This is a genomic window from Pseudomonas sp. AC229 (genome assembly GCF_979254655.1).
Genome location: NZ_CEEDHK010000008.1, coordinates 100279 through 115254, shown reverse-complemented (window position 1 = coordinate 115254; position 14976 = coordinate 100279). Strand labels below are relative to the sequence as shown.

Annotated in this window: 12 protein-coding genes and 1 pseudogene; 2 read left to right on the top strand and 11 right to left on the bottom strand. The window is 56.2% G+C overall.

Going from position 1 to position 14976, the window contains the following annotated elements:
• Nucleotides 1-338: 338 nt before the first annotated feature.
• The 9 genes from gspM to AC0IW7_RS13025 are packed head-to-tail and all read right to left on the bottom strand — an operon-like array spanning nt 339 to nt 7425.
• On the bottom strand, nt 339-950 hold the full coding sequence (gene gspM / locus AC0IW7_RS13065) for a type II secretion system protein GspM (protein ID WP_471818504.1): 612 nt from the start codon (nt 948-950) through the stop codon (nt 339-341).
• The gene (locus AC0IW7_RS13060; protein ID WP_471818502.1) at nt 947-1975 is read right to left on the bottom strand and encodes a PilN domain-containing protein; all 1029 of its coding nucleotides are present in this window, start codon (nt 1973-1975) and stop codon (nt 947-949) included. The genes gspM and AC0IW7_RS13060 overlap by 4 nt, the downstream gene beginning before the upstream one ends.
• Nucleotides 1972-2691 carry a type II secretion system minor pseudopilin gene (locus AC0IW7_RS13055; RefSeq protein WP_471818500.1) on the bottom strand — a complete coding sequence of 240 codons (720 nt, stop codon included), beginning with the start codon at nt 2689-2691 and terminating at the stop codon, nt 1972-1974. The genes AC0IW7_RS13060 and AC0IW7_RS13055 overlap by 4 nt, the downstream gene beginning before the upstream one ends.
• Nucleotides 2688-3293 (bottom strand): prepilin-type N-terminal cleavage/methylation domain-containing protein, encoded by a 606-nt coding sequence (locus tag AC0IW7_RS13050; RefSeq protein WP_122496156.1) that lies wholly within the window; start codon nt 3291-3293, stop codon nt 2688-2690. Before AC0IW7_RS13050 ends, AC0IW7_RS13055 begins: the two co-directional genes overlap by 4 nt.
• Nucleotides 3290-3646: a type II secretion system protein gene (locus AC0IW7_RS13045; RefSeq protein ID WP_471818498.1), complete on the bottom strand. Its 357-nt coding sequence runs from the start codon at nt 3644-3646 to the stop codon at nt 3290-3292. The genes AC0IW7_RS13050 and AC0IW7_RS13045 overlap by 4 nt, the downstream gene beginning before the upstream one ends.
• On the bottom strand, nt 3643-4080 hold the full coding sequence (locus AC0IW7_RS13040; RefSeq protein ID WP_471818496.1) for a GspH/FimT family pseudopilin: 438 nt from the start codon (nt 4078-4080) through the stop codon (nt 3643-3645). Before AC0IW7_RS13040 ends, AC0IW7_RS13045 begins: the two co-directional genes overlap by 4 nt.
• Before the next feature lie 2 nt (nt 4081-4082).
• Nucleotides 4083-4508, bottom strand: a complete 426-nt coding sequence (gene gspG, locus AC0IW7_RS13035) for a type II secretion system major pseudopilin GspG (protein WP_471818494.1) — start codon at nt 4506-4508, stop codon at nt 4083-4085.
• Nucleotides 4509-4519: 11 nt separating this feature from the next.
• Nucleotides 4520-5719: a type II secretion system F family protein gene (locus AC0IW7_RS13030; RefSeq protein ID WP_471818492.1), complete on the bottom strand. Its 1200-nt coding sequence runs from the start codon at nt 5717-5719 to the stop codon at nt 4520-4522.
• Nucleotides 5716-7425 (bottom strand): GspE/PulE family protein, encoded by a 1710-nt coding sequence (locus tag AC0IW7_RS13025; RefSeq protein ID WP_471818491.1) that lies wholly within the window; start codon nt 7423-7425, stop codon nt 5716-5718. The genes AC0IW7_RS13030 and AC0IW7_RS13025 overlap by 4 nt, the downstream gene beginning before the upstream one ends.
• 826 nt (nt 7426-8251) lie before the next feature.
• On the opposite strand from AC0IW7_RS13025, the gene AC0IW7_RS13020 reads away from it, so the two are divergent.
• Nucleotides 8252-10891, top strand: a complete 2640-nt coding sequence (locus AC0IW7_RS13020) for a beta-glucosidase (RefSeq protein WP_471818689.1) — start codon at nt 8252-8254, stop codon at nt 10889-10891.
• Between the two features lie 18 nt (nt 10892-10909).
• Here AC0IW7_RS13020 and AC0IW7_RS13015 read toward each other — a convergent pair whose 3' ends face one another.
• Together AC0IW7_RS13015 and AC0IW7_RS13010 are read right to left on the bottom strand one after the other, a co-directional pair.
• Nucleotides 10910-11572 (bottom strand): TetR/AcrR family transcriptional regulator, encoded by a 663-nt coding sequence (locus AC0IW7_RS13015; RefSeq protein WP_471818489.1) that lies wholly within the window; start codon nt 11570-11572, stop codon nt 10910-10912.
• 37 nt (nt 11573-11609) lie between these two features.
• Nucleotides 11610-12992 (bottom strand): MATE family efflux transporter, encoded by a 1383-nt coding sequence (locus AC0IW7_RS13010; protein ID WP_471818488.1) that lies wholly within the window; start codon nt 12990-12992, stop codon nt 11610-11612.
• 813 nt (nt 12993-13805) lie between these two features.
• Between AC0IW7_RS13010 and AC0IW7_RS13005 the strand changes: the two are divergent.
• Nucleotides 13806-14891 (top strand): annotated as a pseudogene (locus AC0IW7_RS13005) (cache domain-containing protein); the annotation flags it as partial.
• Nucleotides 14892-14976 lie beyond the last annotated feature (85 nt).

Here is a 14976-nt window from a genome sequence, read left to right as displayed (position 1 = left end):
TCTTATGGGCTTGCCACCGGCTGCACGTAACCATGCCCATTGGCCCTGGCTTGTGATGACCACGCCGCCTAAAGAGAAAGTCGTGGCGGGAACACCAACGGGCTCGCCCGTTGGATCAGGACGACGCTTTGGGCTGAACAACGGCTGCTCCCATGACACGGCTCGGTACTGCTCCGATAGGTCCGGCAACATTGCGATGGGTGCGCGGGAAACCGCGAGCGGAGATTTGGTCGCCATCGGTTGCCAACGAGGATGTGGGGTGGCTTGCAGTTGCCAAATCAAATTTGCAAGCAGCAAGGCAGCGAGTGCCGAGGGTGCTAATACACTGAGTCGCAAGGTCATGGTGTTGTCACCTCGCCAGCGCCGTTGTGCAGATAAGCCCGGAGCAGCAGCTGGACCTTGAGCCGGCCGGGCCCTGGCCCAGACGAATTGGCGTTCTCGCGACGTATGTTGAGATAGTCAACGAATACGCTCGGTTGGCCATATTCAATACTGTGGAGCAGGTTAGCCAACGGCTGCGTCCCACAGTCCAGCGTTACGCTCACGTTCACCTGTTGGTAGGGCTCGGGCGTCAGCGCCGCCGGGACAATGGGGCTGCGCTGAGCTACTTCACACCCTGGGCCCTCTGAGGAGACAGTGCTCACCTGATCGACCACGTATTGCATGAAGTCTGCGGCAACTGCGTTGGGGTCTTCTCCAGGAAACAGACTCGCGAGGCTTGACGCGTCTGCTTGCGTGGTCGAGAGGGCTGCTTGCAAATCATCTTTCTGAGCGATCGAGAGGGCGTACCTGTGCTGCTGGTCGGCCAGGGTTTCTGCTTGGTCGCTCAGCGCGCGCAGTGGTTGCAGAAACCAACTCTCTACAGCGATGTACCAGATGCCTGTGAGTACCGCTGCCAACAAGGCGAGCGCGACTATTTTGCGTTCAATACGCGTCAATGAACGACTCATGGCAGTGCACCCTGTTTCACGCGAGAAACAATGGAAAAGCGTTCATTCCCGCTTTGCGCTTCCGGCTGGATAACTCCCTGAAACTGCACTCCTTCGAGGCTCGGACACGCTTTGAGTTGGCCAATAAGACTGCTGGCTTTCTTGCTAAGCCCTGAAAAAGAAACCTGGTCGTTTTGGGCTATTTCCAGGTTCTCGATCCAGCTGTCCGAATCCAGACAGTGGGACAGCTCAGCGATCAACGCGCTACGCGTCGGACGCATCGTTTTCAACGTGCTCAAGTAACGAGCAGCGCCTTGCGTGCTGTTTAAAGCCCGTCGCAAGTCGTCAAGTTCGGCGGCCTCGGTCCGCTGTAACGCGACCTGAGATTCCATATCCGCTACAAGCCGTTCGTGCTTGTGCAAGACAGCAATCATGGTTCCCAGGAGCAACGCAAACACCGTCAGCCAAAGGGACAGATGAATTCGGGACAGCGCCGGGCGCGCGATAGCGTGATCGGCAGGGAGCAGGTCAACACCCATACGCTCGTTCTGGCGGTCGACAGCATCGATACGGCGCAGCTTGACCTTGTGCGCGGCACACGCCGCGATGATGGTGTTCAGGCGGTCGCGCTGTACGGCAACCAACAGCACCTGCGCATGGGTCGCGGTTTTACGTTGAATACGCGCCGTGAAATACACCTGATCGGCAGGAAAGGGCGTGTACTTGTCGATTTCAAAGCCCAACACGCTGTCCAGATCGCGTGTGGCCGCCAGCGGCAACGTCAGCTGTTGCGCCATCGTCTGTGACACGGGTAGCAGCAGTACGCTGGGCCGCAAAGGGTCAAAGTCATCCGGTAGCGGCCAGCTGAGCACTTGCGTACGCACCGTGGTTCGCAGCTTTGCTCTGACGTTTGCCGGTAACAGCTCTTCAAGTTCAATAAGCCACAGGAGCAGAAGGCTGCGCAGACGTCCCCTTTCCCAGGAGCGTTTGAGGCGATAAGCGTGAGCGTTGAGGCTTGCTAGGTTAAGAAATAGTTTCGCAGTCATTCTTGCCAACGCAGGACGCGGTATGGTTTGGCGCCCTCCTTAGGGGTTGATAGAACCAGCGTCACCCGCAATGTGGTGCGGTGACCGTTGAGCAGTGTCGAGCGGCTGGTAACCGTCAGGATTTCGCCCGGATTACTGGCAGCTGTTTTCACCCGGGGTAAGCCGAGTGCGTTCCGAACGGTGGGCGAAGCCAGTGCGGGATCCGGCCTCGCTTCCCCTGACCAGACGGTGAGTGAGGGCAGCAGACGTCGGTAGAGCTGATACGACATGCCGGGAAGTTCACGAAACTCTTCGAGCAGTTTTAATGGCGTGTCGTTTTTGCGTTTTTCCACCAGCGCGCCGATCAGTTGCTGCGTTTCCAAAGCGCCGGCACCACTGGCTGCGATGAGCTTTTGTATGTCCTCAAGAGACGCCGCGTTCAGGTCGACTTTTGCGCGCTCGCTACGAACACTGACCTGTACTGTCGCCGTATCGACTGTGTGAATGTGCAGGGCACCGTCAGTGGGCCATCTGGCGTTCACATTCCTGGCACTTAGTGCCTGCACAGCAATCGCGAGTCCCGCTTGTGCGGCTAGCTGTCCCGTCGCCTCATTGCGCTGCCATAAGGATTGGCGCAACTGGGTTTGTACGGTCGTGGCCAGGCCCGTAAGCAGCGTGCTCAACAAGACAATCATCCACAGCACGACCAACAGTGCGGTTCCGCGCTGGCTGCTCATAGCCCACTACCATCGGTCGAGAGATCCAGGCGCAGCGAAACCTCTTGCGTTGTCCACGGAACAGAACCGTCCAGATCCATGGTGATACGCACGGCCTGCGGAAGATGATTCGGCCATGGCCACTGCGTTAGCCATCCGGTGTTTTTGCGATCGGGAGACAAGCCACGGTAGCCAAAACTGAACTTGCGTATGTTGCTCAGGAGGGTTTGCGGCTCGCCATGGCTAGACGGCGAAGCAATGTCCGCGTTGAAAAAAGTCACCCTGAGACGATGGTTTTCCAGTTCCACGGTTTGCTTGAAAATTCCCCCTCCCAACGAGTTTGGGAGGGGAGCGACCACGCTCAGGCGCTGCGCTTCACCGAGAAATATCTGCCCTGCATTTTTAGGTTCGATCACCGCCGGCAGAGGCAGCGCTTGGCCAATGGCATGACGCAAAAATGTGTGGGTTGCTCGCACTTCGTCGAGCCTGGCGCTGAAGCGGTCAGCGCTGGCCAAGGCTCGAGTCGCGTTGGTAAGGGCACTTGCTAAAAGCGTTAAAAGAACGCCGAGCAGGCTGAGCACCACTAGCATCTCGAGCAAGGTAAAACCTTTGACTCGCCTCATTGAACGCGGCCTTGAACAGCGCGGAGCGTACTGAGCTCGACGGGTGACCCGCTATCGGAAATGGTGAGGTCAAGACGCAGGAGCGTGACCGGTTCCTGTGGGGAAACCGCGCTCACGTCCAGCGTCCAGCGAAGGCCATCCCACTCACCGTGTTGGCGGCCGATGGCCAAGCGATCGTTCTCGACGCTCTCTAAAATCGAAAGACCTGCGACGTAACTGCGGTCGCTCGTTCGCACCTGCTTCAGCGACTTCAGGCTTTGCCCGAATGCGGCCATAAAAATGCTTAGGCTTAGGGCAAGAATAACCAGGGCAGCGAGCATCTCTATCAAGGTGAAACCGCGGTGCGTCTTCATTTGAGAGGTTTCAACTCAGTGCTACCGGTTAGCCAGCCGACGTCGATTCGCCAGCTCTTCTGACCATTTTCGACCAGCACATTGCCGCCGCTAGACGCGCCGTCCGGATAAAACTCGATAGCAGAGCCAAGCCCGCGCGCTGTTGTCAACTGGATGGTCATTCCGGCAGGCCACACAACTGGTTTACGCCCAGCGGCCCGAATCGTCCGTTTCTGCAGATCGAAAACCGCCTGAACGGGGCTGCCGCTGGTAATGGCAAGCGTTCGGGCCGCACGGATTGTGGTAACCAACTGCGTTAGCGCACTGCGATCGGCGGACGCCGTCAGCACTTTGCTCAGGCCAACGCCCATGATGCCCAGAGCCAAAGCAGCCAGTGCGATCACAACGAGCAGTTCGAAGAGGGTGAATCCTCGACTATGGGCGCGGGCGTGCACGCTTAGTCCCAATTGCCCAGGTCCGCGTTGAACCCGTCGCCGCCTGGCACGCCATCGTGACCGTAAAAAGTCAAATCAAAGGGGCCGTGCTCGCCAGGGTAGCGATAACCGAAACTGTGTCCGAACGGGTCTTTGATATCAGAAGGCTTCGCATACGGACCTGCCCATTGGGGAGTGTTGGCAGGTCGGCGAACCAGCTGCTCCAGGCTCGGTGGGGGAGCGCCCATATCCAACGCGTAACTTTCAATTTTCATCCCCAAACTGGCCAGTTGCGCCTTGCCCGCACCGTATTTCCCTTTCTCGACATTGCCGCCCACTTGCCTGACCACAATAGTCGCCACGATTCCGAGAAGAACAATGACGGCGAGCATCTCCAACAGGGTGAAACCTTGTTGGCGTTTTCGCTGGGTTGAAGCTGAGTTGCACATTGGCATAGTTCCTAAATATTGCTGGTGAGGCTCATCAGCGGAAGCATGATTGCGAGCATGATCACTGCCACAAGCACGGCCATGACGACGGTAAGGGCGGGGACGAGCGCGGCAAGCATTCGATCAATGACCCGCTTGGCTTCGATGTCAAAGGTGTCCGCGACCTTGATGAGCAGCACGCCGAGCTTTCCGGACTGCTCGCCGACTTCGATCATTTGCACAGCGAGCTCGGGCACGATGGAATCTGCCGCCAACGCGTCGGCCAAGCTGCTGCCGCCTTTGACGCCTTCGGTCACTTCTTCGATATGCACCCGCACGGCCTGATTGGCGTTGATGTTTCGGGCGATTAACAAAGCGGGGAGCAACGCGACCCCGTTGCAAAGGAGTGTTCCCAGAGTTCTGGCCAGGCGTGCGGTTTCAACCCGCTGTATCAACGGTCCGAGCAGGGCCATACGTAGGAGCCAGCGGTCTCTCGAGAGTCTCCTGGCGGGGCTACGCAAGCTCAGGGCATACAGCCAGATCGAGGCGGCCACCCCCATCGCAACCAGCAAACCGGAGTCGCTTGCGAACTGTCCTAGCGCGAGGATCACCTCTGTGATCCAGGGGAGGGCGACTCCCAGATCGGAGAAAATAGGGACGAACTGAGGAATCACATAGGCCAGCAGAAGTACGACAGCCCCTACAACACCAGCAACTAAAAAGGCCGGATAGATAAGGGCGTTAAGGACCTCGTTGCGCAGCTTATCGCTGCGTTCCAGATAGTCGCTCAACTGGCCCAAGGTGACATCCAGAGCGCCACTCGACTCGCCGGCCTGCACCATGCTGGTATAGAACGGTGAAAAATTGGGCTGCTCGTCGTCCAGGGCCTGGAAGAACGTTTTGCCGCCCAGAATGCTCTTGTGCACACGCTCCAATAGAGCCCGTTTACGGCCTTCTTTGGCTTGCCGCACAAGAATGCCAAGCGACTTCTCCAACGGCTGCCCAGCACCGATCAGGGTACTTAGCTGCTGGGTGATGATCATCAGGTCAGTCTGTCTAAGCGTTTTCGGAGCCCGTACTCGTCTGGACCATCCAGAGGCTGGCGCGAGGTGAATAATCCACAGATTCCGGCTGGCCAATTGCTGCGCTGCAGCTGCGGCGTTTGCAGCTTCGAGTGTGCCGCTTTGCTTCACCCCTTCTGCATCGACGACGCGATAGGTGAAAGACGTCATCGTTGATCCTCTCCCGTAACGCGCAACACTTCTTCAAGCGAAGTGATGCCCGCGACCACTTGGCGTAGCCCGTCTTCATAAAGGGAAGTGAACCCCCGTTGTCTGGCCAGCCGCTCCAGCTCCACGGAGTCCGGCTGACGCATCAGGGCTTCACGTAGTTGATCGTCAAGGATGAGCAGTTCGGTAATCGCGCTTCGGCCTGAATAACCACCGCCGGCCTCACTGATATCGGGTCGGTAAAGACGGATAGGGCGCTGGTCGGTGTAACGGTCAAGGTGATGGCGCTCGATCAGCTCAACCGGGGCCTCAAACATGATCCGCGTAGCTGGATCCAGTTTTCGCACCAAGCGTTGCGCGAGAATTCCTTGGAGTGCTGAAGCGATCAGGTAGCCCTCAACGCCCATATCCAACAGGCGGGTAATGCTCGCCGCAGCGCTGTTTGTATGCAGGGTGGAGAGCACCAAGTGGCCGGTTAGCGAGGATTGAATGGCAATACGGCAGGTCTCAAGGTCCCGCATCTCACCAATCATGATCACGTCAGGGTCTTGGCGAACGATCGAGCGTAGCGCCGTGCTGAAATTCAAACCGATGTCTGGCTTTACCTGAATCTGATTGATGCCTGAAAGCAGGTACTCAACCGGGTCTTCGACGGTGATGATTTTGCGCTCCGCCGTATTGAGCCCTGATAGCGCCGTGTACAGCGTTGTGGTCTTGCCTGAACCGGTAGGCCCGGTTACCAGGAACATACCGTGTGGCTTAGCGATTAGCTGCTCGATTCCCCTTAGCACTTCACCGGCTATGCCCAAGCTGGAGAAATCGAAGCGTACCGTTTCGCGGTCCAGAAGACGCATTACCACGGACTCGCCAAAGCTAGTGGGCACGGTTGAGACGCGCAAATCCAGTTCACGGCCTTGGACCTTGAGCATGATCCGGCCGTCTTGAGGCAGCCGGCGCTCTGCGATATCCAGTCGCGCCATGATTTTCAGGCGTGAGATCACGGCAGGGGCATAGCCGGCTGAAGGGCCTTCGCCTTCCACCAGTTGACCGTCGATGCGATAGCGAATCTTCAGTTCGGTTTCGAACGGCTCGACGTGTATGTCCGACGCTCGGCTCTCAACGGCTTTCTGCAAGATCAGATTGACCAGCCGGATTACCGGGGCTTCGGACGCAAGGTCTTTGAGATGTTCGATGTCATCAAGCGACGAAGCTGTTTCCTCCAGGGTTTCCACCAAGGCCCCCATGGACGAGCGTCCTTCACCGTAGGTGCGCTCAATCAGCGCCTCGATTTCTCTGGGTGTGGCGATCACAAGGGAAATCGGTTTGCCCGCGACGTACGTGAGCGCATTCAGGCCAGCTTCAACCACGGGAACGCGGCTGGCGACCGTGAGCACACTGTCGTCTTCGTCCAGCTTTACCAGTCCGAAATGACGACAGAACCGCTCGGTATAGGTGGCTTGGGCATTCAAAGGCTGCTCTGCAGATAACCTGGAAGCGCCAAGCAGGTTCACATAGGCCTCTACCATCGATTCTTCGGTGACTGAACCTAACCGAAGCAATGTGTTTAGCAACTCGGGATCATTTACTCCCAGCGGTAAGTTAATTTTTTTAGCACGCGTCAATTCACCGGGCTTTAACTCTCCGGACTGTATTAGCCAGTCGCATACTTCGTTAGCCGCAATTTGAAGGCTACTCAATTTTTGCAGCACTTAAAAAACCTTCGCAGTAAAACTTCTGCGCTGAAGAAAATAACAGTCATGCATTTAGCGTGAGCAGCAGCATTAAAATAACCGGCTCAGTAATCGACACTTTAGTTGATAAACATAGTGCAACTTAAGCAGGTATGGATGAAGTCGGAGAAAGCTTACCAGCCACCTAAACAGAATACCAGTTAGGTTTTAAAGAACGATTATAGATCAGGCTTAAACGCCTTTCGGCAGTGATATTCACTGCCGAAAGGCGTACAAAGTAGCGCTTTACCCTGCTTTCAGCCTATTTAATAGATGGCAGACTCTTGGTGTGATGGCGAAATGGCAAAGCTGCACAATGCGCGGCAGTGCGCATTTTATTTTCCATTTTCTTGTTGAACTTTTTTCTGTTGAGTCCAGACTTACGTCCCGGCCGAAGTTGATTCGTGCCTTTTTCTGCCCAACTAAAACTTAACGATTCGAGACTATATCGATGAATAGACTCTTGCTGGCTGTCGCCTGCCTAACGCTCTTTAGTTCTGCAGTTATCCCGGTACACGCAGACTCTTCTGACCCTAAATTAGCTCCGGCTACTGAGTTGCAACGGGTTCAAATCGAGAAGAAGCGTGACGAAATCTCCGGTGCAGACCGGGTTGCCGAACCCGTTGTCGAGGGTGCGAGCGAACTATTGGATGTGCCCGTCGAGACAAGCGATGCGCCTGGACAGTCGCAGCAACCCTGAGGAGGAGGCTGCCGCCTCCTTGAATAGCTAATCGATAACGAAAGGAAAGTATCTGTGATACATCTCAAGCACACACTGGGCATCAGCCTCCTTGCACTGGGCGTGATGCAAGCCACCTGCGCGTTGGCCGCCGGACCGGTTTCGGGTAACGAAGTGGAAGCACGCGTCGGTGCAATCCTGGACAACATGAATCAGTCCGAGAAGATCAATTTCACTCGCGTCGACGACGGCCGGATGATTCCGCGCCTGGCGAAATGGGGGATTGAGGGCACCGTCGCGTATGATTCGGCAATGGGCATTCACGTCAATGGCGTGACATTTGGCGCTCAATTCCCGGCTCAGTCTGCGCTGGCGGCCACCTGGAGTATCAATCGGGCTAAAGAGCTTGGCTTGGCGTTGGGCTACGAAACGCGCATTTCCGGAGGTCAGCAAATGCTATCTCCCGGCATGAACTTGTATCGCACGCCACTAGGCGGTCGTTCTGCAGAATACGTGAGTGGGGAAGACCCCTTCCTTGGCGCGGTGCTCGGCCCGGCAGTCACCAACGGTATCCAGGCTCAAGGCGTTCAGGCCAACGGCAAGCATTACATTGCCAATGAGCAGGAAGCCAATCGGCACTACGTAAACATCATCGCCGACGAGCGAACCCTCCGCGAAATTTACATGCCGGGTTTCGAGTCTCTGGTCAAGAACGCGAACATCGCTTCGATCATGTGCGGCTATAACTTGATCAACGGCGACTACGCGTGCGAGAACCATCACCTGCTCACCGAGGTGTTGAAAGGGGAGTGGGGCTTCCAGGGCTTCGTAGTGAGCGATTTCAACTCGGTCCAGGACCCATTCAAAGGTGCCTGGGCAGGCACGGACATCGATATGCCGTCCGGGCTGCAATTCACTGAAGCCAAGCTGATGCCGTACGTATGGAGCGGACAGCTGCACCAAAGCGTTATTGACGACAAGGTGCGTCGTAATCTCAGAGGTGTGGTGAGCTACGGCTTCGATAAGAAAGTGAACACTGCGCAAAAGCTGGAGCATCCGGAATTTGGCGCACGCGCCGCGCTTAATGTGGCTCGCGAGTCCATCGTTCTGCTACGCAACGAAAAAGTTTCGGGAGGCAAACCGTTACTCCCGCTCGCCAAGAACGCCAAAATCGCTGTGATCGGTGACCTTGCTTTTGAGCCGCCAGCTTCGCCATTCGGCACCGCTAACTCGACGCCCAATAGCTACGTCACGGAGCTGAGTGGCTTGCAGCAACTGGCCTCGAGCAGCTCAAAAGTCACCTTCCTGAGCGAGCTTAGCCTCAATCCGAAAACGTCCGTTTGGTATCAGCCTGCGACCGGCAAGGGCGGGGTTAGCAATAGCGGCGTCAAGGCGGAGTACTTTTCCAACACCGAGCTTGCGGGCTCTCCGGTGCTGACCCGTGTTGAACCTGGCGTGAATTTGGACTGGACGGCGAAAAGCAATATTACCAATGCAGGCACGACCACAGTGGCAGGGTTCGATCCCGCAGCAGGCGCTTTTTCGGCACGCTTCACCTCGAAAATCCGACCTACCGTCGCCGGTGAGCATGTGTTCAAGGTGCGTGCCGACGGTGCGTACAAGCTTTGGGTAAACGATGAGCTCGTGGCGCAGAACGACGGTGTACAGCGTTCTTTTGACCTGATCAACGCGCTGACGACCTCAGGTAAAACTGCCAAGTTGAAAGCGGGTAAAGACTACACCGTCAGACTCGAGTACCGACGTCTGCAGGGCAACTTTACTACTGTGCTAGGCGGGTTGGCTGGCGTGCAAATGAGCTGGGCATCGCTGGCGCCTACAGACGACATGTCCAAATACGATGCGGTTGTAATCGCTGCTGGCACCAACCATGAGTACGAAGGCGAATCGGTCGATCGCAACTACGAGCTGCCGGAATTCCAGGCGGAACTCATCAAAAACGTAGCTAAGGTCAACCCGAAAACCGTGGTGGTACTACATGGTGGCGGCGCGTCGGACATGCTGCCTTGGGACAAAAAGGTAGGCGCAACATTGCACGCCTGGTTCCCTGGCCAGCAAGGTGGTCAAGCGATTGCCGAAGTCTTGTACGGTAAGGTCAACCCGTCGGGCAAGCTGCCGATCACAATCGACAAGAAGCTCGAAGACAACCCGACATACGCCTCTTACTCCAATCCGGATCTGTACATCGGCGACAATGCGCTCACCGAGATGAAGTACAGCGAAGGCATCTATGTCGGTTATCGCGGGTACGACAAGAAGGGCGCCAAACCGTTGTATCCATTCGGTTTCGGTCTCTCGTACACAAACTTCAAGTACTCCGACCTGAAGCTGTCGAGCAACGTGATGGCGCCCGGTAGTACGGTGGACGTGAAATTCACGCTGACCAATACCGGTGAGAAGGCTGGGTTTGAGGTTGCTCAGCTCTACGTGCAGCCGGTCAAGCCGAAGGTTGACCGCCCTGAGAAAGAACTGAAGGGCTTTACCAAGGTTTATCTGCAAGCTGGCGAAAGCAAGACAGTGACTATCCCGATCGACTCTCGTGCGTTGGCTTACTACGTGCAGAGTACTGATAGCTGGGATGTTGACGCTGGCAAGTTCAAGATTTTGGTCGGCACTGACTCTGAAAATCTGAGCGCCCAGCAGACACTGACCACCTTGTTGCCTCAGCAGTTGACTACCCGCGACAGCAACCCACTTCCACTGCCAGTACAGAAAGCAGTGCAGGTAAGCGCCTCGCAGGCCTACTGATAGAGAAATGCAGCAGGTTCAAGGACGAACCTGCTTCTCTGGCAGAAGATTGGCCTCGAGTCGTTGCAGGTAGCGAGCGAAAACACTGATGACATCTACAGTGTCCGGGCTACGAAGCCACTGGATCTGCAATCCGTCCATCACGGAAAAAATTTCGAAGGCCAGGGACTCGACATCGACGTCCGACCGGATCTCATTCTTTTGCACAAGCGATTGCAGGTGTGCTCGCGCATGCACATGAGTGAGCTCAAATTTCTCTTTGTACCAAGGCCATGCCGGGTGCTTTGAGGACAGACTTTCAGTCGTGATCATGATCGAGGCTTGGCAGTCGTTACGATCCTCGATGCTGAACCGCATCCCCATCATAAGAAACGCCAAAAAACCCTTCAATGTAGGCTCATCAGCCAGCGCACCAAATCGTTCGATTACACGCTGGTCTCGTCGATCAAGGACGGCGCGTAACAACGTCACTTTGTTTGGGAAGTGATGCAGAAGACCCACCGTAGTGATTCCAGCGATGTCCGCGATATCACGCATCGAGGCCCCCACGTAGCCATCGCGAGCGAACACCTCTGTTGCGGCATCAAGGAGCGCAGTTCTGCGCATTTCGCCCTTTGGCGCCCGGCGTTTTTTGACTTGTGGTGTGTCCTGCGAATCAGTTTCTTGATCTGGTGATGACATGGGTTTGCGTAATCAATGAGGAGAGGAACCGAGCCACTTAACGCAAGCTCGCTTGGATCTGCGGAGAAGCATCGCGCGGTAGCGGAATTTTTGCAAAGTCGCGGCGGGCAACCACAAACGCGGTAGTAAGCGAGGCAACACCAACCAGGGCATTCCCGGACCACATCCCGAGCAGGGCACCTGGTGCACCAAACATTTCACTGCCGATCATCACAAAAGGCCAAGTACCGGCAGTAGCGCGCAACCAAGCGTAGAACGCGACCCACCAAGGGCGGCCAATCGAGATAAACACTGAAAGCGCCACGAAATCCAGCCCCATCAGGATCCAGAGTCCAGCCCCATAGCGACAAGCACTGAGCAGAACCGATGCTCCGTTATCGCCTAAGCCAAAGAACGTCACGAGATAAGGGCTCAATAACGCCAAGACCACCCAGATTCCGAGGCCATAGATAATGACGAGCTTCGCCGCAAGCGTGATGGTGGCGCGTGCGCGCGCATCTTTTAATGCGCCTAAATTTTGCCCAATAATCGGGGCTAACGCTGCGGGCAACGCAAAGTACAGGCAATAACTAATCTGCAATACGCGATCAACCACGGACATTCCCGCTAAAGCAGAGAGTCCAAACGGAGCGAGATAGGTGTACAGAATCGCTACTGACGCAGGGGTTGCCAGACTGCCAATCGTGGTTGGCAGGGCGAGTCGTAGCACCTGCCGTGTGTGCAGGAGAAAGAGCCTTCGCTTGATAGTCCGACGGAAACCTAGATGGCGGCTCGCCAGGTAAAGGCCAACGGCCGCTGATGTAAGCGCAGCTAGCAGATAAGCTAAACCGGCGCCCATTAAGCCCAGGCGTAAATAGAGGATGAATAGGGGGTCAGCAACAGCAAGCACTGCAGCGCCAGAAAGCGCCACGCCGAGGGCTCTGCGACTGAATCCCAACGCCCTGAGCAACTGAGCGAAGAGCTGACCAAGAGTCAGGAAAACGCACGCTCCCATCGACACCACGATGAAACTGGTTATCCCAACCTGACCTAACGCATCCCCACCAGGATTCCAGCCAATAGCCGGAGCGAGCAGTGCTATCTCGACCGAGGCGACGGCCGCCGACGCCGTGACGGTTATGATCACGCAGTGTGTTGTAAGCGCGGGCAGACTGCGCAGCACGCCGTGTCCCACTCGCTGGGACATCAGCGCGCCGGACGCCAGAACGATGCCAGACGTGGCGCTGACGTTGATAAAGATCAGCAGCTTTGAAACACCGATAGCAGCTAAAAGCGCTTGATCGTGAAGCATCGACACATAGGTAAGCGTCAGAATGTCGGTCAAGAAAACCGCCATCAATCCCAGCGCACTGGTGCTCGACATTACCAACAGATGTCTGAGGATGGACCCTTGAGTAAATCGCGCTGCGCTGATGGTCATGCGTTGGGTCTGAGGATCTACATGGAGGTCGGGGAAAGTGAGGAGGGCGCATAGCATAGAGACGAAGAGCCGCAGCTTTCAAATCCCAGCGCGGTGCATGATTGGCTCGGGACCTTCACACGTTTACGTCGAGCGTTTTTGGCCTCGATGCCCTGGGGCCGCGGTGGTGAAACTATCTTAGCGCGCCAGGAGGCGGGCTCCCACAAACGTGTAAGGTTTTTGGGGATTCGCAGGAGACTAACCGTGCTTCGAAGAAAATCGGGCCTTGGGGTTAGCTCTTTGCGGCGGCGCAACCATCCTATTTGACGTTACGATTAACGAGGGCCGCATCTCAACTTAAAACACTCATTTTTATTCAATAAATTTGGCATGTCTGCCCGCAGAAGCTCTCACCGTCGGCAATCAACAGAGGCGCAAACCAGGAAAAGCAGACAATCTGCGGAAACGTTGCCAGTCGTAGGATTAGAACTAAAAAAGTGACAGGTGTGCGAATGATCTGTTTCCACCATTTACTTCTCGATTTACCTGCATGTTTAGTTCGGAGCGCTACGAGCGCGCTGGAAAAGTCTGTAGTCGCGTTCGCAGATCCGTATAGGCATATTCGCATAATGTATATTATGTTAAATCCGCTATTTACATCGAAGCTTTACCAGCCCTTCATTTTCGACGACTACTGCCGGCGCAGGCTCAGCCTAATCTGGTGGGCTCGCTCACCGTCAGGCTTAAGCACAACAGAAATGTGCCGATAGCCCAATATCGCCTGCATAAGCGGCCTCTAGCGTGAGGTCGTCACTTACCTTGGGGACACCGGCAATGAACATTAAGCAAAAGCTGACTTGGGCCTTCGGCGCCATCGCCAGTGTCCCCATTCTGTTGGTGGCCGCCGTGGTGATTTTCAATCTGCGCTCTCAGGCGCAGGCCGATTTCATCGAAGGCAGCGGGCGCGAAATTCGCCAGATAGACAACGCCATGAACATGTTTTTCCGCGGCATCAGTGAGAACGTCGAGTATGTCGCCTCGCTACCGCTGGTGGCGTCGGCTACCGAGCTGAGCAATTACACCGATAGCGATGCGAGCAACACGCCGCTGACACCTTCCAGTAAAGAACTGGAGGTCGAGTTTGGCCGCTTCGCCAAGGCGCACCCCACTACGGCGTATCTCTCTTACGGGCGTATCGACGGTGGCTATGCCACCTGGCCCGCCGATACGACACTGAGCAAGTACGATCCGCGCGTACGTCCCTGGTACAAAACGGCTGTGGCCAATCCGGGCAAAACGGTGCGCACCGCCGCTTACTACTGGGCCCCTGACGACGCGGTGCTTATTGGCACCGTGCGCACGGTGAACGATGAGCAAGGCGCTCTAGCGGGCGTCGTTGGCCTGGATGTTTCGGTCAAGCAACTGACCGACCTCATTAAGCAGATTCGCCTTGGCGAAACCGGTTACCTCATGCTCGTCGAGGAAAGCGGCAACGTGCTGGTCGATCCGAAAGATGCCAGCCATAACTTCAAGTCCTTGGCCGACCTGGGCGACGGTTATTCGAAACTGGCTGGGGTCAAGGGCTTCGTTCAGGTTGAGCTCAACGGCAAGCACTACATGGCTCATGTCTGGCCCTCCCCTACGCTTGGCTGGAACTTCATCGGGCTTATCGAGAATGACGAAGTCATGGCTAAAGCCAACGCGCTTGCCTTGCAGATCGGCATCATCGTGGCGGTGTTGGCCACCGTGTTCGCGTTGCTGGGCGCGGTGTTCGCCAACGTGATCGTCAACCCGATTCATGGGGTGGCAAGCGGGCTGCAAGATATCGCCCAAGGTGACGGCGATCTCACGCGCAACCTGGCGGTAACTGGCAACGACGAGACGGCGTCGCTGGCGAGGTGGTTCAATCAGTTCCTCGGTGCCATCCGCCAACTGGTGCAACGGATTATCGAGGCCTCCACCGCGTTGCGTCACACCTCTGACGGATCTACGCGGGTGGCGCAAG